The 24,122-nt window shown below is 42.2% G+C and carries 21 protein-coding genes; 7 read left to right on the top strand and 14 right to left on the bottom strand.

Features of this window, described 5'->3' with window-relative positions; all coding sequences use genetic code 11:
- Window positions 1-5: 5 nt before the first annotated feature.
- On the bottom strand, window positions 6-1,403 hold the full coding sequence (locus MMA19_RS22055) for a glycosyltransferase family 39 protein (RefSeq protein ID WP_240207270.1): 1,398 nt from the start codon (window positions 1,401-1,403) through the stop codon (window positions 6-8).
- Window positions 1,404-1,593: 190 nt separating this feature from the next.
- Window positions 1,594-2,088, bottom strand: coding sequence for a pantetheine-phosphate adenylyltransferase (gene coaD / locus MMA19_RS22050; protein WP_124940402.1), 495 nt, complete (start codon window positions 2,086-2,088; stop codon window positions 1,594-1,596).
- A 140-nt stretch (window positions 2,089-2,228) separates the two neighbouring features.
- Here coaD and MMA19_RS22045 point away from each other — a divergent pair, with 140 nt between their 5' ends.
- Window positions 2,229-3,263 (top strand): glycosyltransferase family 9 protein, encoded by a 1,035-nt coding sequence (locus tag MMA19_RS22045; RefSeq protein WP_240207251.1) that lies wholly within the window; start codon window positions 2,229-2,231, stop codon window positions 3,261-3,263.
- Here the strand turns inward: MMA19_RS22045 and MMA19_RS22040 are convergent.
- Window positions 3,232-4,017, bottom strand: coding sequence for a glycosyltransferase family 2 protein (locus MMA19_RS22040; RefSeq protein WP_240207269.1), 786 nt, complete (start codon window positions 4,015-4,017; stop codon window positions 3,232-3,234). The two genes, MMA19_RS22045 and MMA19_RS22040, sit on opposite strands and share 32 nt — an antisense overlap.
- A 218-nt stretch (window positions 4,018-4,235) precedes the next feature.
- Window positions 4,236-5,288 carry a glycosyltransferase family 9 protein gene (locus tag MMA19_RS22035; protein ID WP_240207250.1) on the bottom strand — a complete coding sequence of 351 codons (1,053 nt, stop codon included), beginning with the start codon at window positions 5,286-5,288 and terminating at the stop codon, window positions 4,236-4,238.
- 120 nt (window positions 5,289-5,408) lie between these two features.
- Here MMA19_RS22035 and MMA19_RS22030 point away from each other — a divergent pair, with 120 nt between their 5' ends.
- On the top strand, window positions 5,409-6,113 hold the full coding sequence (locus MMA19_RS22030) for a 3-deoxy-D-manno-octulosonic acid kinase (RefSeq protein ID WP_240207268.1): 705 nt from the start codon (window positions 5,409-5,411) through the stop codon (window positions 6,111-6,113).
- Here the strand turns inward: MMA19_RS22030 and MMA19_RS22025 are convergent.
- The 10 genes from MMA19_RS22025 to rfaD form a co-directional block, all read right to left on the bottom strand.
- Entirely contained in the window at window positions 6,110-7,366 is a 1,257-nt protein-coding gene (locus MMA19_RS22025) for an O-antigen ligase family protein (RefSeq protein ID WP_240207249.1), read from the bottom strand. The genes MMA19_RS22030 and MMA19_RS22025 overlap by 4 nt on opposite strands.
- Window positions 7,367-7,401: 35 nt before the next feature.
- On the bottom strand, window positions 7,402-8,664 hold the full coding sequence (gene waaA / locus MMA19_RS22020; RefSeq protein WP_240207248.1) for a lipid IV(A) 3-deoxy-D-manno-octulosonic acid transferase: 1,263 nt from the start codon (window positions 8,662-8,664) through the stop codon (window positions 7,402-7,404).
- A 4-nt stretch (window positions 8,665-8,668) separates the two neighbouring features.
- Window positions 8,669-10,081 carry a 3-deoxy-D-manno-octulosonic acid transferase gene (locus MMA19_RS22015; protein WP_240207247.1) on the bottom strand — a complete coding sequence of 471 codons (1,413 nt, stop codon included), beginning with the start codon at window positions 10,079-10,081 and terminating at the stop codon, window positions 8,669-8,671.
- Between the two features lie 16 nt (window positions 10,082-10,097).
- A complete protein-coding gene (locus tag MMA19_RS22010; RefSeq protein WP_240207246.1) occupies window positions 10,098-10,502 on the bottom strand; it encodes a GtrA family protein in 405 nt (134 codons plus the stop codon).
- Window positions 10,499-11,494, bottom strand: coding sequence for a glycosyltransferase family 2 protein (locus MMA19_RS22005; RefSeq protein WP_240207245.1), 996 nt, complete (start codon window positions 11,492-11,494; stop codon window positions 10,499-10,501). Before MMA19_RS22005 ends, MMA19_RS22010 begins: the two co-directional genes overlap by 4 nt.
- Before the next feature lie 7 nt (window positions 11,495-11,501).
- Entirely contained in the window at window positions 11,502-12,518 is a 1,017-nt protein-coding gene (locus MMA19_RS22000) for a glycosyltransferase family 9 protein (RefSeq protein ID WP_240207244.1), read from the bottom strand.
- Entirely contained in the window at window positions 12,515-13,558 is a 1,044-nt protein-coding gene (gene waaF, locus MMA19_RS21995) for a lipopolysaccharide heptosyltransferase II (RefSeq protein ID WP_240207243.1), read from the bottom strand. The genes MMA19_RS22000 and waaF overlap by 4 nt, the downstream gene beginning before the upstream one ends.
- Before the next feature lies 1 nt (window position 13,559).
- Entirely contained in the window at window positions 13,560-14,648 is a 1,089-nt protein-coding gene (locus MMA19_RS21990; protein ID WP_240207242.1) for a glycosyltransferase family 9 protein, read from the bottom strand.
- A complete protein-coding gene (locus MMA19_RS21985) occupies window positions 14,641-16,422 on the bottom strand; it encodes a polysaccharide deacetylase family protein (RefSeq protein WP_240207241.1) in 1,782 nt (593 codons plus the stop codon). The genes MMA19_RS21990 and MMA19_RS21985 overlap by 8 nt, the downstream gene beginning before the upstream one ends.
- A 132-nt stretch (window positions 16,423-16,554) precedes the next feature.
- Window positions 16,555-17,496 (bottom strand): ADP-glyceromanno-heptose 6-epimerase, encoded by a 942-nt coding sequence (rfaD, locus tag MMA19_RS21980; protein WP_240207240.1) that lies wholly within the window; start codon window positions 17,494-17,496, stop codon window positions 16,555-16,557.
- A gap of 243 nt (window positions 17,497-17,739) precedes the next feature.
- Here rfaD and MMA19_RS21975 point away from each other — a divergent pair, with 243 nt between their 5' ends.
- The 5 genes from MMA19_RS21975 (at window position 17,740) to MMA19_RS21955 (ending at window position 24,082) form a co-directional block, all read left to right on the top strand.
- Entirely contained in the window at window positions 17,740-17,964 is a 225-nt protein-coding gene (locus MMA19_RS21975; protein WP_171389845.1) for a hypothetical protein, read from the top strand.
- Window positions 17,965-18,224: 260 nt separating this feature from the next.
- On the top strand, window positions 18,225-18,782 hold the full coding sequence (locus MMA19_RS21970; RefSeq protein ID WP_240207239.1) for a YjbF family lipoprotein: 558 nt from the start codon (window positions 18,225-18,227) through the stop codon (window positions 18,780-18,782).
- Window positions 18,783-19,157: 375 nt separating this feature from the next.
- Complete coding sequence (locus tag MMA19_RS21965) at window positions 19,158-19,916, top strand: capsule biosynthesis GfcC family protein (RefSeq protein ID WP_240207238.1); 759 nt, start codon at window positions 19,158-19,160, stop codon at window positions 19,914-19,916.
- Window positions 19,909-22,113: a YjbH domain-containing protein gene (locus tag MMA19_RS21960; RefSeq protein WP_240207237.1), complete on the top strand. Its 2,205-nt coding sequence runs from the start codon at window positions 19,909-19,911 to the stop codon at window positions 22,111-22,113. Before MMA19_RS21965 ends, MMA19_RS21960 begins: the two co-directional genes overlap by 8 nt.
- An 835-nt stretch (window positions 22,114-22,948) precedes the next feature.
- A complete protein-coding gene (locus tag MMA19_RS21955) occupies window positions 22,949-24,082 on the top strand; it encodes a polysaccharide export protein (RefSeq protein WP_240207236.1) in 1,134 nt (377 codons plus the stop codon).
- Window positions 24,083-24,122 lie beyond the last annotated feature (40 nt).

Raw genomic sequence — 24,122 nt, 5'->3', positions numbered from 1 at the left:
AGTGACTACTTTACCTTACAAAGCAAAGCCATTCGATCGTGGCTTTCTGCTACAGCCTGATTACTACAGTCGTATTTTTCCTTAAAAGGTATAAAGTCACGCTGTCTATCTTTGTACGAAATGATGTAGAACTCGTTTAACCCTTTCACTTGGTCATCCGATTCAAACACCTTGGCTTGACCGTTACTGTAGTATTGGCCTGAGTATGATCTTGGGTAGACGTAGAAAGTACGTACATTAGGATCGATAGTTTCAAAGATCGCCTTATCACTATTATCAGCAACTTTTCCTGTTGCTAGCATATAAGTTGCTGCAATCAGTGCCACTGGAACAATCAGTGATGCAATTGCCAACCAAATGGTGTCCTTCTTCTTCCAGAAAATAGCCAACAAAAGACCGATAGCTGGCGTGCCCGGGAGAACATAGGTTGGCAAGATATTGCTCGACATCGTAAATAGAATCAACGGAGACAATGCCCACCAAATTGCAAAACTGGTAAAACCGTGATTCTGTCTTGCTTGCTCCCAACCAAATTTGGCGCGAACTAGCATTAAAATAGGCAAAATGATTGACCATGGTAGTACCGCTAATAGCCAGAAGAACCAGATTTTCCCTTTAGGCTCCTCATGACCAGACCCGTATAGGTCGCCTGTCCAGCCTGGTTCAACAAAACGCTTATAGTGTTCGCCAACGATAAAGTAATCGATAAAGCCTGGTGTAGCCCGTTCAGCCATGATGTACCAAGGCAAGGCGATGGCAAGCATTAACAATGTGCCTTTGATGAGCGGGAAGCGACGCCACAGTTCAACAAACGCACCGATAATGCCATGTTGAACTACCATCCACGGGAAGACCGCCAGACCAAATAAGACGATGGCCACTGGTCCTTTAGCCAGCAAGCCAATCGCGAGACCCGCAAAGCCAACGTAGCCCCAGAGAGTCTCACCACGCCAGCATTGATAGAAGCCAATCATCGCTAGCGTTAAACCTACAGTAAGCGCCATATCCGTCATTACTGCACCGGCAGAAATGGAGAACACGAGCGTCGTAGATAACACAACAGCTGCAACAAGCGGGTTATAACCATTCTTTTTCGCGAACCATGCCGCTGCCCACACTACTAAGACCCCAGCCACCCAATGTGGAAGGCGTAACGTAAACTCAGATAGGCCAAACAGTTCAACGCTCGCAGCACTCATCCAAGTGAATAGCGGCGGTTTGCCCCAGAAAGGCACCCCATAATCAAACAGAGGTGTTAACCAGTTTCCGGTTTCCACCATCATTCTCGCCATTTCTCCATAACGTGACTCGGTTGTATCCATAAGAGGATAAAGTCCAAGAGAAAGTAGGCGGATGAGCAACGCACCAATTAGCAAGGTCCACAGCGTTCGCTCTTTATTCATCATTTTGTTAGCTCCAACTTGTCGCCAAAAAAGATAACAGGGTCTCTGTTACAAACCAAAACAGGATGATAGCTATATCATCCTGCCAAATAAAAACTCACGAAGTCTCACACATTCTTTAAGTGTAGGTCAATGAATTGGCAATCAATCTATTGTTAGGGAGTGTAATTTTATAAACAAAGTTCCACAGTTAGACGACTTTTTTAGTTTGAAGTGCCTTTTCAATTAAAGGTGGTACAAACTGACTAACATCACCGCCATGGATGGCGACTTCTCGAACTAAGGTTGAAGAAATAAAGGCATGCTCTTCTGCCGGAGTTAGAAACACACTCTCTAAACCGGGTAGCAAGCGTCGGTACATATTAGTCAACCCGAATTCATACTCAAAATCGACAGTGGTTCGTAAACCACGAATAAGTACATTGGCCTTCTGTTCTTCAGCAAAATTCACCAGTAGTCCAGAAAACCCTTTGGCTGAAACATTTTCTAAATGCTTGGTGACCTCACGAGCGAATTCTACACGTTCATCCAGCGTAAACATGGTGTTCTTACTTGGACTTGCTGCAATCGCTATGATTACTTCATCAAACATAGTGGCCGCTCGTTCAATAAGATCAAGGTGGCCATTAGTGATAGGGTCAAATGTACCCGGGTAGATAACTCGAGATAAACGTTTTTGGGTCACAATGTTTGCTCTAGTAAGAAATTTTGTTCAGTGTAACATTTTATAGATGCGAACAAACAGGCACGCAACAGTTATCATTAATCCAATGACTTGCTATTATCCTGAGTTGCTAGGTATACGAGATAAAAGAGAAAGATCACATGAAAAACATTCTGGTAGTTCGAAACGATAAAATCGGTGATTTTATGTTGGCTTGGCCGAGCTTCGCTATGCTAAAAGCGTCTATGCCGGAATGCCGCATTACTGCGCTTGTACCCAGTTATACTGTCGCTTTAGCGAAAGCATGTCCGTGGATTGATGAAGTGATTATTGATTGTGGAGAAAAGGCGGATAAACACACTCAGGCAACACTCGTAAATACCTTAAAAGGTGCGAAATTCGATGCATCGATTAATTTATTCTCAACGACATATAACGCTTTATTGGTTTGGAAAGCAAAAATCCCATACCGACTCGCCCCTGCAACTAAGTTAGCGCAAATCTTCTACAACAAACGCATCAAACAAAAGCGCTCGCAAAGTGCTAAGCCAGAATACGAATATAACCTAGATCTAATTCGAGCATTTTTAAAAGACCAAAAAATCGATATTGTCGAGCCTCGCGCACCATATTTCTCTTTCTCCCTTGATGCGTTAGCTAAGCAAAAAGAAAAGCTCTCTTCTCAACTAGAACTAAATAAAGCTAAACCATGGATCTACGTACATGCTGGAAGTGGTGGCTCAGCCAATAATCTATCTTTAGAACAATATTGCGAGTTGATTGCAGGTATCAAACATAGTGCTGAAATCGTGCTGACTGCTGGGCCCGGAGAACAAGACAAGGCAAGAGTGCTGCAACAACTGCTTGCGAGCAACGATATTCGCAGTGTGGTTTATGATAAGAATGACGGGCTGGTAGATTTTTCATGCTCACTCGCATGTGCAAGCTTGTTTGTTGCTGGTTCGACAGGTCCATTACATATCGCGGCGGCTTTAGATGTTCCAACTGTTGGTTTTTTCCCCGCTAAGCGTTCAGCAACACCGCTGCGTTGGAAGCCTTTGAATTCAGATGGCAGGCACATTGCTTTCTGTCCACCAAAAGCTGAGGACAAAGCGAGCCAAGAGAATATGACTCGCATTGATTTAGTTCAGGTAGCAGCGGAGCTTAATCCTTGGGCGGCTGAGTACTTGTACTAACCCACAAGTCAGCGTATTTCACAAAGGTGGAGTGCGCTGACAAAATTGATAACAAAAAGCCCTGCTTACCATCCAAAAATCCAGCTTTAATAATGTACATTTTTACAAAGCAAGCAATAGCATGAATGATCCCTTGAGAGATACTTGAGCGTTTTCCACGTTTCTCTCGTTGTTCTGCCCAAGCTTTTGCGTAGCCAGCAGATTTGACTAAATAATGATGGATATCATCGTAGGTGTAGTGGATTAAGTCACCTTTCAACGTCTCAACTTGTATGTCGCCATTCGTTTCAACTTTTTCGTGAACCAAAGAATCATCGTATTGAGTTAGTTTGGTTGGATAAAGACGCAATACTTTGTCAGGATACCAACCGCAATGCTTAATAAAGCGCCCAAATACCCAACTAAGGCGGGCAAATTGGTAGATAGTGGAAGGTAGGTTCATTTCTACAGCCTCTACAATACTGTGCTTAAGTTCAGGAGTAACTCGCTCATCGGCATCAAGCCAGAATACAAAGTCTGACTCTACATGACTTTGTGCCAAGCGTCGTTGTGGTCCAAACCCCGGCCACTCAGGGTTTGTATGAAACTTCGCACCGAACTCCGCTGCTATTTCCGCGGTATCATCAGTACTACCAGAATCCATAATGACGATTTCATCCACCCAGCCTTGCACAGACTCGAGACAGGCACGTAGGTGCTTGGATTCGTTTTTTACAATCATTGCGACAGCAAGTGTTGGTTTGGTCACGGTAATGGTCCTTGGTTTGTACCCCCGGTTATTATAGAGGGGTAATGTAATTCGTAAATTTTCGCCGTCCCCAATTATCTCGTCATCCTCACGAAAGTGAGGATCTCCCAAAGCGAGTGACTATACGTGAATAACGGCCTAGTAATTAAAGCGTACTCAACTCCACAGCGCGCTTCATGAGACCCCATTTTTTCAAGGGGATGACGGTGGATTTACCCCTTCGATTAACCTAGTCTTTCCGCCTCGATAACCCGATCGAACATTTCAATCACGTTATCTGACGAAATTCGCTGCATTGCTTTTTTATCCTTAACTCGAGCGCGCCAACTAAGCTCTGCACTTGGTTTCCCCGTCTCAGCTAAAATCGCCTCTTCATATACAGACACTACATAATCCTGATAATTATATGGCCCAGTACGCTTTGGGTTATGGTGAGCATACAGGCCTATAACTGGAGTTCCCATGGCGTTAGCCATATGAGTAGGACCAGTGTCTGGTGCAATAACTAAATCAGCTAGATCAAGAAGGGCAAGCATTTGGAGCAAGCTACTTTTACCTACCAGATTAGTAATAGGCGATGAGAGACTTTTCTCAATCTTTTCGCTAAGCTCAATTTCGATCTGAGCAGGGCTTCCCGCGAGTAGTATATTCCAGCCTAGCTGTATCGCATGTTCAATTACATCCACATAGCCGTCGGCGGTCCAGTTCTTATAGCCTTTACTTGCCGCGGGCACGATGACCAAATTGCGCTTATCAGCAACATATTGCTTAGCCCAGGCATGATCTTCCTCAGAGTATTGAAGTTGCCATGTAGGTTCTGTGGCTAGTATTCCCAGCGTTTCGGTAAAAGCCATTAGCCCATCAAGAACGTGCATTTTTCTCGGGGAAGGAACTTTTACATTAGTAAATAGACCTTGAAAGTCTTGCGCACGCTCTCCATCAAAACCAAGCTTATATTTTGCCTTGATGCCTAATGTCGCAATGCTAGCGCGAAATGCGTATTGCATGTGTAACAGAGCGTCAAATTGCTGTCCTTTCAATTGCTGCCAAAGCTGCTTGTAGCCTTGCCAACCAGTTTTTTTATCAAAGACAACAACCTTGATACCAGTAATGCTCTCTAACAACCGAGCCTCAAGCTTACCAGTAATCCAAGTGATTTTAGTCTCAGGCCAATAGGCCTGAATGGCTTGCACGGCTGCAATGGTATTACAGACATCACCAATGGCAGACAGACGCAAAATACATATGGATTGAGGTGGGGTATCAAAAAGTGCCATAAAATCGCAAAGCTAGAGTCAGATGTAAAGATTATGCAGGGGGGCGGAATGAATGTAAAATCAGATGGATGGAAAATGACTCTCCACCTTCATGTAGCCCCCTTATATTGGAGCAAGAAATTGAAAACAGTTAAAAACAACAACACAACTTACTGGTTTGATGAAAGCTTGCTGAAGGAACCGATCGAAAAGGTGTTTGACCCCCAATATTGGCAAGACAATAACCGAGTCATTGGCAGCGCTCAAGGGCGCGGAACAACGTGGTTTGTAGAAACACAAACTATCGAGGGGGCACTACGTCATTATCGCCGTGGAGGCTTGTTCGGTAAATTGGTGAAAGACCAGTATTGGTTTTCGAGCTGGGACAAAACTCGCAGCTATCAAGAGTTTCAATTGCTTCAAACCTTGATTAAAGCTGGGGTCAATGTGCCAAGACCGATCGCTGCACAGGCAACTAAAATGGGCATTTATTACAAAGCTGACTTACTGAGTGAAAAAATCCCCAACGCTAGAGACCTTGTCTCAATCTTGCAGGAGCAGGCGTTACCAGAGGCAATGTATCGTAAAATTGGTAAAGAAATTCGAAAGATGCATCAAGCACAGGTGAATCATACTGATCTCAATATCCACAATATTTTGATTGATGAGCAGGAAAAGGTCTGGATTATTGATTTTGATAAGTGCTACGAGCAAAGCGGTGAGCAGTGGAAGATTGAGAATTTTGAAAGATTGCAGCGCTCGTTTCTTAAAGAAAGAAACAAGCGCGGCGTGTATTTTTCGGGACAGGAACTCGAAATACTGAAAAGAGAGATACTTAAAGTCTAGGTCCTATTCACCGTTTTATCGCATAAGGCGATAGGTAAGGAAATAGCCAAAGCGATAAAGTATATCTGCGAGTAAACGGCGTAATCCGAAAAGTTACTGTAGAAGCAATTAAAAATCGCATAGGAAGCTAGTGTTCCCCAGAATAGAGTGGATAAGCCTTTGTATTTATTGACGGTTGATAAGGCTTGATAAGCTTGAATAGCAATGAAAATAACAAAAGCATAAAAGCATAGTGAAAACAGGAATCCACTTTTCAGTAATTGATCCAAGTAGCTATTATGTAAGTCTGTATGACCCCATTGCAAATCTTGATAAGTTAGCTTTTCAAGAGTCTTTGAGGGAAGCTTATCTAAAGCTTTTTGGAAAGGAACCTCAGGCTTGTCGATGCCTCCGCCAAACAGAAAATATGGAACATCATTCTTAATATTACTTTCGGTTAGCTCAAGGCCAGTATCTATCATTAGAATACGTAGTGTAATTGATTCATTAACAACCAACCGACTGGCTATAGTAGACTGAAAAAAAGCACTATTTACCAAGATAACGAGTAAAGCTCCCATTACAGGCGCAATCCACCAGTTTTTGCGTATTTTGATAGCAATATAGAAAATGCCTAGTATTGCGGTCGCAACTATGCCTCCTTTGGTTCCAGAGAGAATGATACCGAAGAAAGAAAAGGCTGCTAAAAGAATCATTAGCAACTTGGTCTTTAGGTCTGTGGCATTAAGCTCAATGAGCAAAAAGATTGAAATTGCAGTAACAAGAACCACTGGCCAGCGACTATAACCTATCTGCCCCCATAACCGACCCGGTGCATCTCTGAAAAAATCATAAATGAAGGCATATTGATAAAAGTCGATAAGCAAGCATACAAGAATACTTAGAAGGAAAGAGGCCAGAGACCATTTTAATGCCTTTTTATTATTCTGTGTGGTAATGACTATGGCTATAGGGACCAATAGGTAAAAGTACTTCTGTATATAGACAACGACGTCATTGTCAGCACCTTTGGAGAAGAAAGCTAAAATAGTACCAATAAGGAAGACACCTAAAGAGCTTTTGAGCAAAAGCCATTGGTTTTTAGAAAGATCAATGGCATTTGCTCTCAGCAAAACAAAAGAACTGAGAACATAAAGATACAAAAAAGCGTTCATTCCAGCTTTAGATGCCGGAATAGAAATCGATAAACCGATAAGAAAGAAAATATTCGCTTTGCTTGCAGCTTTATTTTTTAAAGTTAAATTTACATTCATTTTATCATTACACTAATGCTGTTAATTCATTGATTTTAATTTATATTTTTTAGAGTTTTTTCTAGGGCTCCCCGATTTATTTCTACAAAACTCCTGCCGATGTTACCATGTTTTCTTGATTCTTCAGGTGAATTGAGCAACGGAATCAAGGCATCTAATAGAGAGCTTGTATCCTGGACAATTTGGCACGCTCCTGTGTGGGAGAGTTTCTCCGTAATCTCATTAAAATTAAAGTAACTTGGTCCCACTAGTATAGGTAGGCCTATCGCGGCAGGTTCAATGAGGTTGTGACCACCGACTTTACTTCCAAGGAGACTCCCACCCATAAAACACACGTCGCTAGCGGCAAGGTAGGTAAACATATCTCCTACCGTGTCCCCAAGAATTATAGATACATTATCTGGTATAAACGTAGGAAGATCTGTTCGTTTAATTGTGTCTAAATTTAACTTTTGAGTGTATTTGTAACACTTATCAAAGGTTTCTGGATGACGAGGTACAAGTATCAATAGCGCTTCTGGCAACGTTTTTTTGATTAGCTGATGTACTTCTATAATTTGTTCGCTTTCACCATCATGTGTACTGGCTGCAATCCATACAGGGCGATCAGAACCGATGAGATGGCGTAATTGCTGTCCTTCCGCAACTTTCTTTGAGTCTAGCGTGATATCAAACTTCACCGAACCAGTGACTTGGACGCGTTCCTCGCTAATACCTAGACGAATAAATCGCTCTGCATCGTCCTGAAACTGACACAGAATTTTGTCGAGGTTTTTTGTCATCATTGTAAATAGTGGCTGCACTTTCCTATATCGAAGAAAAGAACGCTCAGATAGTCGAGCGTTGATAACTGTGATGGGAATTCCAGCTCTAGATACGAGCTCAAGTGTATTTGGCCATAACTCAGTTTCGACAATGATCAATTCTCTAGGTTTTACCGTTTTGATAAAGCCTCGTATCGCAAAAGGGAAATCAAGAGGCATGTAGCGATGAGTTGCAATATCACTGAGTTGCTCTGCTTGTTTTGCGCCAGTAGGTGTGGTCGTAGTAATCACGATACTCTTATTCGGAAAGCGTTGGGCATAGCGACGAATTAGTGGAGAGGCTGCGATAACTTCACCAACCGACACTGCATGGAACCAAACAATAGGTTTAGTGCTAGTAATTGCGGGAGTTTGGCCAAAATGCTCTTTCCAGCGATGCCCCACTGGTGGCTTACCGGGTTTCTTTTTGAAAAGCCCATAAAGGAATATGGGCGACACCAATATCAACAAAAAGGTATAGATTACGCGTAGCATAAGGTTAATTACTCTTCTTAGGAAGTAATTGATTATCTAGCAAATATTGCTCAGTCTGTGTGGCGTACTCTGCTTTATAGGAATACTTAATGCTATCTTGAGAGGCGAGTAAGTTGATAGTGAGCAGGTACCCTAACGCAATGAGCAATAGACGTGATGCTTTGTTAGGTTCTGAAAAATTAAGTAACAGAGCCTGAACTTTAGGTTTGTTCTGAATGAATTTAGGTCCTGATGGAGCAGCGCCACGTTGAGCTTTGTCTTCAGAAGTTAATAAACTATGAATTCCTATCAATATAGGAATGATGGCAAACGGGTATACCAAGATTAAGTGCCAATATGAAAAGGTGATCGGCGATAAAGCGGCACTAATGAGTACCCCTACAACCGCGCCAAAGGCGTAAAGCTCTATCCACTGAACATTACTCGTTATGTCAGAACCACGTTTAATGGCTGGCTTTACTCGCTTCCACCATAACCAGTTTAGACGTGCAGATACGATGACACTTACGGCACCGATGACAAAAATGAACGTTTTCCATAGCGCTAAAGCAGTGAGTTTTAACCATTCTATTTGTGTTAGCCAATCAAATTCACTATATGCAATTACTTTGTTTGAGAACAGCATTGAACCGTAGCGTAGCCAGTACAACAGTGCTTTCAAAACTGGGTAGACATGAACCAAACCATAGCCAATATAACGGTCACTTTCTCGTTGAATTGCATCATTAACAGCCAGTTCCTGAAAGTAAGGTATTAGAGAAGTCAAGATTGCAGCCACGGCAGCAAAGACACCAAACCAAGAGATATGACCCATTTGACGATAAAATAGATACACAGAAATGACGGCTAAGATAGGCCATGAATAATGCAACTGCATAGCTAAGCCAATAGCAAGCACATGAATAAAACTGTACCAAAATGACTTGGTTCCACGCATCTTGATCGCAGACCATAAATGCATGGTAGCAAATAAACACAAATAAGAGGGGTTATAGAGCAGACTGTCGTACAAGAACCAAGGGTTGAGCCAGTACAAAACAACAAGAAGCAATCGAGCCAGCTTAACATGATTGTCTGCAAATACAGTTTTAATTACGTTATCTAACAGTATAAGAGAGACTACTCGCAGAGCTAGAAGTAGTACCATCGGAGACCAAGGTGAGTCCCAAACCAGTAAAGGTCCACCTATGAGCCAAGTGGAGAGAGAGCCAGGTACATTACCTACGGCACTCGCAGCATTACCATAGCTCAACCAGACATCTTGATAAGCACCCAGATACCCTTTGTAAAGCATTTGAGTCTGGTCACCGGTGAGAATCTGATTCTGAGCATAAATGAAACAGAACACCAACCCGATGATAAAACCAATGGAATAAAGCCCTGAAAAGTGACGTTCGATAGTAGACTTGAGATTCATAGTTGACTCGTTAGGGTTAGTGGGCGGCAGTATTCTTGTCATCTGAAAATGTCCAGATTTTGTGAATCAAATAAGTGACAACTGGCAGTATGACAACAACTACCAAAACACGAATATAGCTGCTTAAATCAGAAAATAGCTCACTGATACCTTGAGAAATCATAAGGGCACCAAACTGAACCATAAAGAACTTAGCTGCATTGCCCCAATTTACTTTATGCTTAAACACGAGAATGGTTTGTGCAAAGTAGGAGAAAATAAATGCAATTGAAAAGCCTGCTATATTCGCAAACAAAACACTATCTTGCACGATATGCAGATAGGAGAATGCAACAGCGATATGAATTGCAGTTGCCATTCCTCCAGTTAACGCAAAGCGTACAATACGGTATTGCAGTAGCTTATCTAGCAGAGCCCTCACTCTTCATTACCTTGTGTTTGAACTGGCTGAGGAGCAGAGTTCGCTTTCGTTTTTCCCTGATACTCATCACTTTCAATAATATACGTAGGCCGACGTTTCGACTCCATATATAGGCGACCAATATACTCACCCATAACTCCAATGCCGATTAATTGAACACCACCAAGGAATAGCATCACAGTAATTAAAGAAGCGTAACCTGGCGCGTCAATTCCGTAAATCAATGTCTTTACGACAGTGAAGCTACCGTACAAGAAAGCCAAAGCGGAAATAAAAGAGCCAATGTATAACCAGATACGCAGTGGAGCAGTACTGAAGCTGGTAATGCCATCTAAAGCAAAGTTCCAGAGTTTCCAGCCATTAAAGCTGGTCTCACCTGCTTCTCTCGCGTCACGTTTATACTCAACTACCGACGTTTTAAAACCAACCCAAGAGAAGATTCCTTTCATAAAGCGCTGGTTTTCTGGTAGTAGTTGTATTGCTTGAACGACTCGTCGATTAATTAAGCGAAAGTCTCCAACATTTTCAGGAATCTCAACTTGTGCAACAGCATTGTGGAACTTGTAGAAGAGTTCTGCAGTGAGTTTTTTTGCCCAAGTATCAGTGCTGCGATCGACACGCTTTGCCACTACGACATCAAAGCCTTTTTGCCACTCACTGATGAAATCTAGGATGAGTTCTGGTGGATCTTGTAGATCGGCATCGATCGGAATAACAACTTCACCTCTAGCAAGATCTAATCCCGCGGTTAGAGCTGCTTCTTTACCGAAGTTACGGGACAAGTTAACAGTGCGAACATGTTGATTTTTTTCACGAAGCGCACTCATTACTTGTAATGTGTTGTCTCTGCTTCCGTCATTGATCAGGATAACTTCGTAGCTATAGCCTGTTTGCTCTAATACAGGCGTAATGCGCTGCATAAAAATATCTAAGACTTCCTGTTCATTGTAGCAAGGACAAATAATAGAGATAACCGGTTGATTTTCTTGCATGCTAGACCTAAAGAGCGAGTTTCATTTGCTGAATGATATTCTCTGTTGTAGGAATATCGCCATGGGCATTCATTACGATAAAGTGTCTTCCATCTAATGGAGTATATCGAAAAGGGACGGTTGAGTAGAAGATGCCCACCGTTTTAGTATGAGTTGACACGGCAACATTGCGTACCCCAGTATCTGGTGACACAACTAGCTCTGCCGTTGAAATGAAAGACACGAGTTCATCCAACGGTAAGCAAGGTTGAATAGCAAAGTTGTCTTTATGTTCTAGCTCACGAACAAAGTCACCCTTTTCAAAATCGTTTTTACCTTCTAAATAGATATGTAAATGATTAGGAAGTTCCTGAACAGCCTTTTCTAATAAATCTTTCATTTGCTGTTGTGGCAGAATTTTGGTCGTGGTGGATGCACCGTTAAAATACAGAATTTTCGGCTTTTCACCATCAGGGCGAACATACTCAAGATTATTTGGGTACGCAAAATCAAGAGGACGAGTAGGGTTATGCCCTAGCATTTTCAACATATCCAGCATACATTCGAGCTCAGGCTGATAGTCTGAACGGAACACGGAAATATTATATAACGTGCCGTTTAACAATGATTTGTAAGGAAAACCAAACTTAAGATGAGCTTTACTTAGTAAAGTCATCCAGTAAGAACGAGCTGTACCAGCAAGATCAAAAATTATGTCCTGAGGTGGTAGCTGTGAAAACTCTTGATATTTCTTTGAGAGAGTCATCTCTTGCTTTTTCTCTCTACCGGATACAAAAACAGTGCTATCAGCTAAGTCTGTTGGTGCACCGTATTGATAGTTCGAGACGCCGACCAAGGTAATGTGAGCATTGGGGAAGAAGCGACGAGCTTCCACGAGAAAAGGGCGTACAATAACTTGATCACCTAAAGCAGCCTGTCTAATAACGGTGATATTTCTCACTTTTTCTGGAGAGAACTCTGTAGTGAGATATTGCTTCGCTTTTTTAGAGACATAGCCTCCACGCTCACACCAAAAGTAATTCATTTTATCTGCTCTTTGTTTTTGAGGTTGTTTAGTGCACTAATAACTTGTGACGGTAGTAGTTCGTTCAAACAGTTTAGATGTCCTAATGGACATTCTCTTTTGAAGCAAGGACGGCAATCGATATCGGTATTAACAATAGCTACATTGTCGCTCAGAGGTGGCGTATATTCTGGCGAGCTAGAACCATAGATAGCTATTACATTACATCCAACAGCTGCTGAGATATGCATTAAGCCCGAGTCGTTACTAAATACGGTATCGCAGGCAGCAAGTAGATCAACCGCCTCTGGCAAGGAGGTATCTCCTGCGAGATTGAAGCAATGCGCTTGTTGTTCTTTATTTAAAGCTGAACGAATACTCTCGGTCACAACTTTATCTTTTGCCGAACCAAAAAGCCAAACTTGGTGGCCTTGAGAAATAAGATGACGAGCAACCTCGGCATAGTGGGCATCCGGCCAGCGTTTCGCAGGACCAAATTCCGCGCCTGGACACATCCCGTAAGTTTCACGGTTTTGATTTAATCCAAACTTAACTAAAGTCTGTTGCTGAATGTCAGAATTAATACTTAACTCAGGGCGCGCGCAGTTTTCTAAAGTCACGCGCTCTAACATCTCTTGCTTTGGATAGGCTAAAGCGACAAAGCGCTCTACATAATATTGGAATATTCGTTTATCGGGTCTGAGATCAGTTAAAAGCCCATAGCGAGTTTCACCTTTCCAACCTATACGGCTTGGTATACCAGCGAATAGAGGAATCAAAGCTGACTTTGCAGAGTTGGGCAACACGTAAGCGTGAGTGTACTGCTCTTGTTTTAGGCTACGTCCGATTCTCCAGCGACCTTTTAGATTAAATGCACCGTGACCAATTGGCATTTCAATGGCGCGGTTAACTTCAGGCATTCGTTCTAAAAGTGGGCCACACCAACCGGGCGCTAACACATCAATAGTCGCAAAAGGGTGTAATTGCTTGAGTTCTTTATACAAGCTTTGCGACATGACCATGTCGCCAACCCAAGACGGGCCAATAACCAATATTTTCATATCATGATTCATTTGTTCTGGAGATCAATTGAGACAGCTTTTGTTCCACATCTGCCCAGTTTAGCTGATTGATGTCTGGAATGGTGTCTTTCTCTGCAATACATGTGTAAGAAAGCGGAGAATTAGGGTGCCATTGAGCAAAGTTTTCTTGGTCATCATGGTAAAAGGCAAGTTGGGGGACGCCAAGCCCTGTCGCCATATGCACGGTTGCAGTATCGACAGAAACCGTAAATTGTGCCGTTGCCATAATGCTTGCAATATCAAAAATGGATTGGCTAACGTTGTAATGCAGTGCATCAAGGTTTAACGATGCAATATTATTTTCGACTAACTCAGATGTTTCAGGCGATGAAATCAATACTATGGAGAGTTCAGGTATTTGCTGTTTGATTATTTTTACAAGGTTTTCAATCGACGAACCCGTTAACTTACGCGCATTGCCACTGCCATAACCATTTATGACACAGTACTTTTCGATATTGTGTTGACTCAGAAATTGATGGGCTGTTAGGCGTGATTGTTCTGTTTGAGGGATGACATAGCCTTGCGGAGTCGCTTGAATCCCCATTTTCTCTAATAGCAGCGCAAATCGTTGGGCAAAATGTAAATGTTGAGTCTCTTGGCCGAGCTTTATGTCAACACAACGCAGAGAGTCATCAAGTCCAGCAATGTGTTTTGCTTGGCATTGGCTTAGAAAGTAGAGATCTTTCATTTTTGGTCGAGGATTAAGTGACACCAAGAGGTCACACTGACCGATTTGAATACATGCTTTAGTGATTTCTTTGTAACTTGGTCGTTTTCTCAACTCAATTACCGAATCTGCGCCTAAGTGGTCTAAAAACAATGAACGCATATTTGGAGCCGTAACTACTGAAATACGGATGTTTGGGTCATAACGTTTGATGTCTTTAAAAACGAAAGAGGATACAAAGGCATCACCAAGTTTTGCATCTGTTCTCAAAAAAACAATATGCTTGATAGACGCAGGCTCTAATGGGCTATACGGTTTTGGCTTATCAAAAAGGATAACGCCTAATCGATGACGTATTTGGTCACGTAGCAGTTGTAGTCGAGAAACGAGTTTACGCATTTGAATTGTTTTTCACCTTTCTAAACAAGTAGTTGCCACGGACTTTTCGCCAAAAACCAAAAACATCTGTTTTGGGGAAGATAGCAATACGACGAATTTGATAGCGATCTTGATGAAAGCGAAGTGGTCCTGAATCGGTTGCAACAGCGAAGTCATAGCCGGCCTCTTTCGCGAGTTGTTTTGAATCATTATTGTGATCACCAAAAGGGTAAGCAAACGAGGTCAGTGGCTTGCCCAGTATCGTTTCAAGTGTATTTTTATTCTCTTGGATTTCATGTTGCTGCTGCTCTTTGGACAGTTGACTAAGCCTTGGATGCGTCAAAGTATGCCCGCCAATCTCAATCAAGCCAGAGTCGGCAAGCTGTTTGACTTGTTCTGCGTTCATAAGGTTGACTGATTTCTCAGGATTTTCTGCGTTTTCAACATCCCAACGGTTAAAAGTTTCGCCAGTGACAACATAAACAACTGCCTTGAAGTTATACTTCTGTAAGACAGGCAGCATAAGTTCCAGATTATCTGCATAGCCATCATCGACAGTAAGCATAATATAGCGTTTACCGGCCTCCAAACGTCTAATAAGTCGTCCATCCTTCAAGTCTTCGAACGTAAGAGTTTCAAACCCCATACGTTTGAGTAGAGCGAGATGCTTATCAAACATATCAATATGTAGGTAGGTTCCGTGAACACCTTTGCCACTGTCATCTTTGATAAATCGGTGATACATAACCACGGGCATCTCTCGCTTGAGTGTAGTGATGCAGATATCTTGGTAAATACGTTCAATATCATCGACGATGTTGGTGAGGCTGTAGTTTTTTCGAATCGTGTCGCTGGTGATTTGTGAGCAATGCGAACTGCTCAGTCCTTTTTCGACCAGAGCGGCAATTTGGGTAAAGTCGATATCGAGGTCTTCAGGACCAATATCACCAAAGTTCGTTGCCATGGCACTATCGACATTGTTTTCATCGACAATGCCAATGCAAGTTGCTTCACCAATAGCCAGTGTTGGCCTGCCGCAAAGCAACGCTTCCATAGCCACTCGCCCCGCGCCGATAACTAAATCTGCTTCACCAAGCATGGCAGGCACATCATCGGTGTAGCCCACAAAGTTGACGCTTGATGAAAATTTTTCAAATCGTGATTCAAACTTAGAACCTGTGACGACTCGAATATCATATTTTTCGGCATCCAAGCACTCGTCGAGTAGACGATAACATAGCTCACCTTTTGGCCCGCTTAAGCGGCCCACGATAGTGACAACTGGTTTGCTATTTTGAGGAGTGTCTAGCCATTGAAACTTGTCGGTTTCAATTCCGTTGCGACTGACTTCCATCCGTTCTAACGGTACCGCCAAGTCGTTATAGAGTTGATCACGAATGGCTTCACAGACAGGGAGCGCTTTATCGCCCATAGCGTGAAACTTTTTACGGGAGGCGTGCACAGGTTGGCGACCATGCACGGTTGTGACCATCGGCGTATTGGTGAGCCTACAAGCTACATGACAACTCCAGCTCGATGCACGTGAATGAGCATGCACAAGCTGAATATTGTGCTTTTTGATGAGGTATATCAGATAGCCTACATGCCAGAAACGACGCGGCACACTGCGTTTATTGAAACGCAGTGTGAAAAAGTCGCCTTTGTGTGGCTTGGTCAAAGTGTCAGAGACATAAAACACATTATGGCCCCGAGCAGTCAGTTCATTACCTACCGTAGTAGCGTAAACCTCAGCCCCAGTCACTTCTAGCTGGGACAGAGCCATAAGAATGTTCATTAATCGTCTCTTACTCGATCGTTCTCTTGTATATGTGTCATCCCTGCGCAGGCAGGGATCTACTCACCACACACTAGGCCTCAACCAAGATTCCTGTTTTCACAGGCGCAAAGCGAGCATTGTAACGTCACTCTACTGATTAACAATCGCCAAATACTCAGCCACACCCTCAGCAACCGTCTTAAACTCAATATCACAACCAGCTGCGCGTAAGTTAGTCAAATCAGCTTGAGTAAATTCTTGATACGCACCTTTTAGATGCTCTGGGAATGGAATGTTCTCAATTTCACCTTTACCATGATGCTTGATAACAGCATCAGCAACCGCTTCAAAACTTTCAGCATTGCCCGTACCGCAGTTGAAAATTCCAGACACGCCATTTTCCATAAACCAAAGGTTTACCTTCGCCACATCACCAACATAAACAAAATCTCGAATGAAATGTTCACTACCAGCAAACAATTTCGGGTTCTCACCCGCATTCATTTGATTGTTCAAGTGGAATGCTACAGAAGCCATACTTCCTTTGTGTTGCTCGCGTGGGCCATACACATTGAAGTAACGGAATCCAGTAATTTGCGACAGTGTCTCACCATGAGCCTCGGCATCTGCTGTAAGGCGGCGAACATAGTTATCAAATTGCTGTTTAGAGTAGCCATAAACATTCAAAGCACCTTCGTATTGACGCTCTTCTTTAAAAACAGTTGTTTCACCATATGTCGCAGCTGAAGAGGCATACAGAAATGGAATTTCACGCTCTAGACAGTAATGAAGTAACTCTTTAGAGTACTCATAGTTGTTAAGCATGACATATTTGCCATCCCATTCAGTCGTAGCCGAACATGCTCCTTCATGAAACACTGCTTCAATAGGGCCAAAGTCATCGCCAGCCATAATCTGGGTGAGGAAGTCATCACGATCCATGTAATCGGTAATGTCCAAATCCACTAAGTTTTTGAACTTACGTCCATTCTTAAGGTTGTCGACAACCAAGATATCATTTAAGCCTGCTTCGTTAAGCGCTTTAATAATGTTGCTGCCAATCATGCCAGCGCCGCCAGTTACAATGATCATAAAACTGTTCCAAATTGAATGGGGATAATTAGATCGAGTATATAAGATTTCCCAATAGCTTCAAAGTGAGAGAACTCAGTTACCGTTTTGGGCACTTCGTGATAATTTGCTCAAAAACTGACAATTGTCAGAAACTTGTCAAAAAAACAATTTACAAAGCTTTGTAATTTCTACTAACATTGCAATTCAGTGTGTTCAACTGAGTGCACTGAATTATCGATAATTTAGTAAAGGGAAATAACCATGAAAAAAATCGCATTAGTAATGGCGATTGCGGCAGGCTTGGCTAACCCAGCTTTTGCTGAAGCTGAAGCGGGTGCTGCAGGCGCTAGTGCAGGTGGTGCAGCAGCGGGTGCAGCAGCAACAGGCGCGATTGCTGTAGGTACAGCAGCGGCAGTGGCAGTCGTCGCAGTAGCTTCTTCTGATGATAGCTCAGCATCAGCGTCAGCCAGTGCCGCTGCAAAATAGATATATTTGCTTAAACAAGTACCTCTTACATGCTGTTACGTAAGAGGGCTTTTCATTTATAAATAAGTAAATGTTGATGGTTGCTGCATTAGATAGTCCTTTGGGTACGATTAAGCTTTATGCAAGTGATAAATTCATTTAGCAATCAAGGGAATCCCCCTAAAAAGGAAGTTAGTTTGAATCTGAAACCGTATTTTATTGTCCTTTCTTTATTTTTTCTTTCCGCATGCTCACAACGCTTTCAAGACGTTAATTCCACTATGGCTGAGGCTTTATTTGGGGCGGACGATATTGCGCTGGCACCCGAAAAAATCAAAAAACTACCATATGCAAGTGCTTACGTTCGTATTAACGAAGGCCCACAGATTTTCGTTGTATTGGCTTTTGCCGAAGCGAATACAAAAACAGGTATGACTCAATACAAATGGATGTCATCGGACCGAGCGATGATCATTACCGAAAATGGTCGGATCGTAAAAACGATAGGTTTGTTTGGGGATAACCTTAAAAGCATTCAGAGAGAGCAGCAAACGGCTAGCTCGTGGAAAGTCACCTATGATTGGATGCCCGATTATCGCTATGGTTACCAGGGAGTGGCTACTGTAGCCTTAGCGGGCAAAGAGATGATCTCGACGTCTATAGCTTCATATCAAACAGAAAGATATACCGAATCTGTAGCTTTTGACGCCATTGATGAAAAGTTAATAAATACATATTGGAAAGATACGACGACTGGAAAAGTTATTAAGTCAGTAGAGCAAATTGGTCCAGAGATGAGCATCATTGAGCTAACGTTACTCAAGCAACCAACGATTTAGAAAATTATGAGACCGGGTCATATACGGTCACAGACAAGAAAAGTCGTCGTCCTCGTGAAAACGAGGAGCTCTCAAAGCGAGTGACTCGTTGTATGAGATTCCCTTTTTCAAGGGAATGACGAACGTAGAGAAACTGAGTCACATACAAAATAATCGTCACCCTCGTAAAACGAGGGTCTCCCAAAGCGCGTGGGTCGCTGCATGGCATTCCCTTTTTCAAGAGAATGACAAAGTGAAAGAAACTGAGCCACATACAGTCACAAATAAAAATAGTCGTCATCCTCGTGAAAACGAGGATCTCCTAAAGCGAATGACTCGCTGCAAGAGGTTTTACCTTCCAAGATGGCGAATTAGCACCTAAGAAAAGGACCCCTTATGCTACAGGGACGCACAAAACAAATACTACTAGCAACTCTACTCTGCGCACCTCTTTCCTCTATCGCAGCAGAACTCTCGGTACTGTTACCCAATCAAGGTGTTCGTCTAGACTATATAAAGCCAGCTCGTCTCGAAACTGTACTTCAGGATGTCCAGAAACAAGCCCAAGCAAAACACGTTCGTTTTGAACCAATCCAAGCTCAACTATTTGATTCCAATAAACAAGTAATCATTGATGAAATGAAGCAACAGGTACTGAGCCAACTGTCAGACCTCGCTCAAATAAAGCCAAAACTTGATACACAGTCAATTACAGAGCAAATCAACGCATCAAAGTTTCATTATCGCGAATTTACACCTCTTGATTATGATCTTGTTCAGTCCCAACGAAAAGGTAACCCGCTTTTAACAGGACGCTACCAACTAAACATTGCATCCCGAAATAACAATATCTACTTCCTTGGAGCCGTTAAAAAAGCAGAAAAAGTCAAACAACATGCTCAATGGTTCTTATCTGACTACTTCGATATGCTTGGAAACATCAAATCTGAAGTCGCATACGATGGTACAGCAACCATCATTCAACCTGACGGAAAAGTAGTAGATGCACATTATGGAGCTTGGAACTTTAAACCTCATTTTGTCGCTCCTGGTGCCATCATCTATATCCCGATTAACTCACTACCCTCTGAGTTAGAAAACCTCAATCAAGACATTGTTCAACTGCTACGTCACAAGGTAATCAATAATGAATAAAAATAGAATGAAACCTTCTGCTGTAGTGCTTGTTATGACTGCGGGCTTTAATTCATCACTTCTGGCATCTCCCTTCGAGCCAGCGACATTAACCCCCTCCCAGTCCGACTTTGGTGGTGTGGGATTAATGCAAATGCCAACGGCGAGAATGGCTAAAGAAGGCGAGTTCAGTATTAATGGTGATTGGACTAATGAATATTACAAATATAATGTAAGTTTGCAGCTGATGCCTTGGCTGGAAACGACATTGCGATATGTCCAAGTCCAGAATGTCAATATGAGTAATTATCCAGAATTGAGTGGAGACAATAAATACACGGATAAAGGTATCGATGTTAAAGTCCGACTTTGGGAAGAAGGTAAATATTTACCAGAAACCTCGATTGGTTTGCGTGATATAGCGGGAACGGGCTTGTTTGATGGGGAGTTTATTGCGGGAACGAAACGGTTTGGTAACCTAGATGTGACTCTCGGTATTGGTTGGGGTTACATGGGAACCAAAGGTAATGTTGAGAATCCATTCTGCTCCATCAGTGATAAATACTGTGAGCGTCAAGGGTTTGAAGGTGGACTTAATGACGTAGGTAAGTTTGAGCCTAGCAGCTGGTTTACAGGCCCTGCCTCATTTTATGGTGGTTTGGAATATCAGACCCCATGGCAACCTTTACGTTTTAAACTTGAGTACGACGGGAATGATTATTCTGAAGACTTTGCGGTTACTAAAGGTGGCGGAGATATGACAGCAAGTACTCCTTGGAATATCGGAGTGCTATATCGTTTAGGGGATTGGGGGGATGCTCGTGTTAGCTATCAACGTGGTAATGCAGTTGCTCTCGGGGTTACTTTAAGAACGAATTTCAATGAAATGAAAGCTCGGTGGCTCGATGAGCCGGTACCGGAATTGAAAGCTGGAGAACAAGCAGAAGATCTGAGAGAGGTTGATTGGTTGCGTGTTGCACAAGAACTGGAACAAAATGCCGGTTATAAGCAGCCTAAAATTGAGGCAAGTGATAAGCGTATTACTATTATAGCAGAGCAAGATAAGTATCGTGATAGGTTGGAAGCACAACAGCGTGCTGCTGCTGTTCTTGCTAATCATGTTCCTGTGACTGTAGGCACTTATCAAATCACAGAAACAAAACAGCACTTACCTTTAACGTCCTCAACAGTTAATGCAAGAGAATACCAGACATTAGTACAAACCCAACCATTAGATAAATCATTCAAAGATAGCATTAAAGAGCTTGATACGCCTTCATCGTTTAAAGAGGAGAAAGAAGTGTATGACGGTATCAAAGACTTCGACTATGCATTTTCACCAACGCTCACGCAGACTTTCGGTTCTTTGGAGAACTTTTACCTCTATGCTATTGGTATTAATGCAGATGCCAAGTATTGGCTAACAGACAAATGGCAGCTTTCAGGTGGGATTCATGTCAACTTAATAGATAACTATGACCAATTTAACTATGAGGTTCCGCCTGATGGTACGGATGTTCCTAGGGTCCGAACATTATTTCGTTCTTATGTGAATGATAACGCTGTAAGAATGAATAGACTCCAATTGACATGGTTTGAAGAGTATGGAAATGGTTTATATAGTCAAGCATATGGAGGGTATCTAGAAACGATGTTTGCTGGTATAGGGGGGGAGCTACTTTATCGGCCTCTTAACCAAAATTGGGCATTGGGTGCCGATGTAAACTTAGTTTCTCAGCGAGATCCAGACAGTTGGTTTGGCGTATTTACCCAAGAATATCAGTATAGTGAACGAGATCAAATCACCTACCGTGTACTTCCTAAAGGGACAACTGGCTTCATCACGGGTTATTATATGCCCAGATGGAAATTTATAGAAAATACCCTTCTGAAAGTTGGTGTTGGTCAATTCTTAGCTGGTGATATTGGAACGCGATTAGACTTTTCCAAGCAGTTTAAAAGTGGCGTGATAGCTGGTGCCTATGCAAGCTTTACTAACATGAGTTCAGAAGAGTATGGCGAGGGCAGCTTCACCAAAGGTTTCTATGTTTCAATACCGTTCGATATTATGACTGTAAAACCAAGTAATAGTCGCGCCAATATTGAATGGCAACCTTTGACAAGAGATGGTGGGCAAATGCTGAGCCGACAGTATAATTTATTCAATTTGACGGACTCAAGATCCCCTTGGCTACAAAGGCCAAATAGAGTTGAGTAGCAACTGCACATGCAAGTATAAAAGGGGCTAGAATACCGCTGGCTCCTTGCTTTCAACAAGGTATGTCAATGAATTTAAAGTGTGTTATCACTGGAATTTTCCTACCTTATAAATCTATGGCCAATTTATGTCAGTCTTTTTGTTTTAAATTTACTCAAAAGTAAAATTGAGATTTATGTCATGCTCGGAGAGAGATAAATGACTTTTACCTTGAGGCTTGTTAAGAAATAATTATTGCTGAGAGTTTATGGTAGTGTTTCGGGGTGTTTGTGAGGTGTTTGTATTTTGTTAATTGGCGGGCTTGGTGAGGTCGCTTACAAATCCCTACAAAAGGGCACCTTTTTCTGTTTGTAAACCAAAACCAACTAAGTATGATAACTCACCTTGTATCCAACCTATTACTCTTTTGAACTCAAAAAACATTAATTTAATAAGCAACATGTAACTTATTGATTGTAAATAAATGACAAGTATGGATAATATTACACCTTAAATTTCCTGAAGAAAGATCACGAAATTTTGTTTGAAGTGGTGCTTTTTCCAAAAATAGTTAATTGAAACTTGATTTTCATAATGATGAAGTAGCTTAGCAGCTAATTTATAAGGAAGTATTCACAATATGCAAATGGAAGCGCAATTGGGTTAAGTGCTATAACACCAATGGGCGGTAGCGTGCTTAGAGTAACCGATCTACTCCCCAAAACTGTAACTAAATAACACCTAATACTTGACCAAGATTGGTCTCTTAAGAACAATAGTGTGTTTGGAACAATTATTAATGGTTCACTCTTTGAGAACCAATAGCCCAGGAACTAGGGATATCATTTCTACTCTTATGAATAATTTAAAAAAGCCCATTCTCATAGCGCTTCTCCCTGTCATTTTGGCTGGCTGTACAGTCATTCCTGGTGGTCATATATCAACTCATGATAAAAATATTGTAAAATCAGAGGGAGAGACTACAGACATCTCCGAACGAGTAAATGTTTTCCCATTGACTCCTGAGCGCGTTGCTAGTTTTAGGGCTCCCGAGGTGGTCTCTCAGAGTAACAACGCTTTAGACATAGAAATATCTCAATATGAGTACAAAGTTGGTCCTGGCGATATTCTTAATGTGACCATTTGGGACCATCCAGAGTTAACCATACCTGCTGGTCAATATAGAAGCTCAGCAGAAGCCGGTAACTGGGTGAGTGCGGATGGAACGATTTTTTACCCTTACATTGGTCTGGTGTATGTCAATGGTAAAACAGTTCGTCAAATTCGGGCAGAGATTACAGAGAAATTAGTAAAATATATTGAAAGCCCGCAAGTTGACGTTAATGTTGCGGCTTTTCGGTCTAAGAAGGTATACGTGACTGGCGAGGTCAAAGTTGCAGGGCAGCAACCCGTAACCAATATTCCCAAAACACTTCTCGATGCGGTTAACCAAGCTGGTGGTCTTGAGCAAGATGCAGATTGGCGAAATGTTACCTTAACGCGTAATGGCAAAGAAGAGAGTATTTCTCTTTATGCTTTAATGCAGCGTGGTGATCTGACTCAAAATCGTTTATTACAGCCTGGTGATATTATCCACGTTCCACGTAACGACGCCCAGAAAGTATTTGTGATGGGGGAAGTGGATGCTCCACAAACTCTTAGAATGGATCGTACCGGAATGACACTTACTGAAGCATTAAGCTCTGTTGGTGGGATAAATGAAGTCGCTGCAGATGCTACAGGAGTGTTTGTGATTCGATCTCTACAAGGAGATGAATCAGATATTATTGCCAATGTTTACCAATTGAACATGAAAGACGCAACGGCATTGATTATGGGAACAGAGTTTGAACTAAAGCCTTACGATGTAGTATATGTGACTGCAGCACCAATCAGCCGATGGAACCGCTTAATGACACAATTAGGTCCAACGTTACTAGGTCTTAAGAACCTAGGGGATGCAGGCAAAGCAATGAATGTTTGGCCGTAGTGGGGATAAGAGCGATTCTATGCTTTATGGTATGTTGATA

This window comes from Vibrio sp. CyArs1 (assembly GCF_022432925.1).
Lineage (GTDB): Bacteria > Pseudomonadota > Gammaproteobacteria > Enterobacterales > Vibrionaceae > Vibrio > Vibrio mediterranei.
The sequence above is the reverse complement of the archived record's forward strand: the minus strand, read 5'-3'. Positions and strand labels throughout refer to the sequence as shown.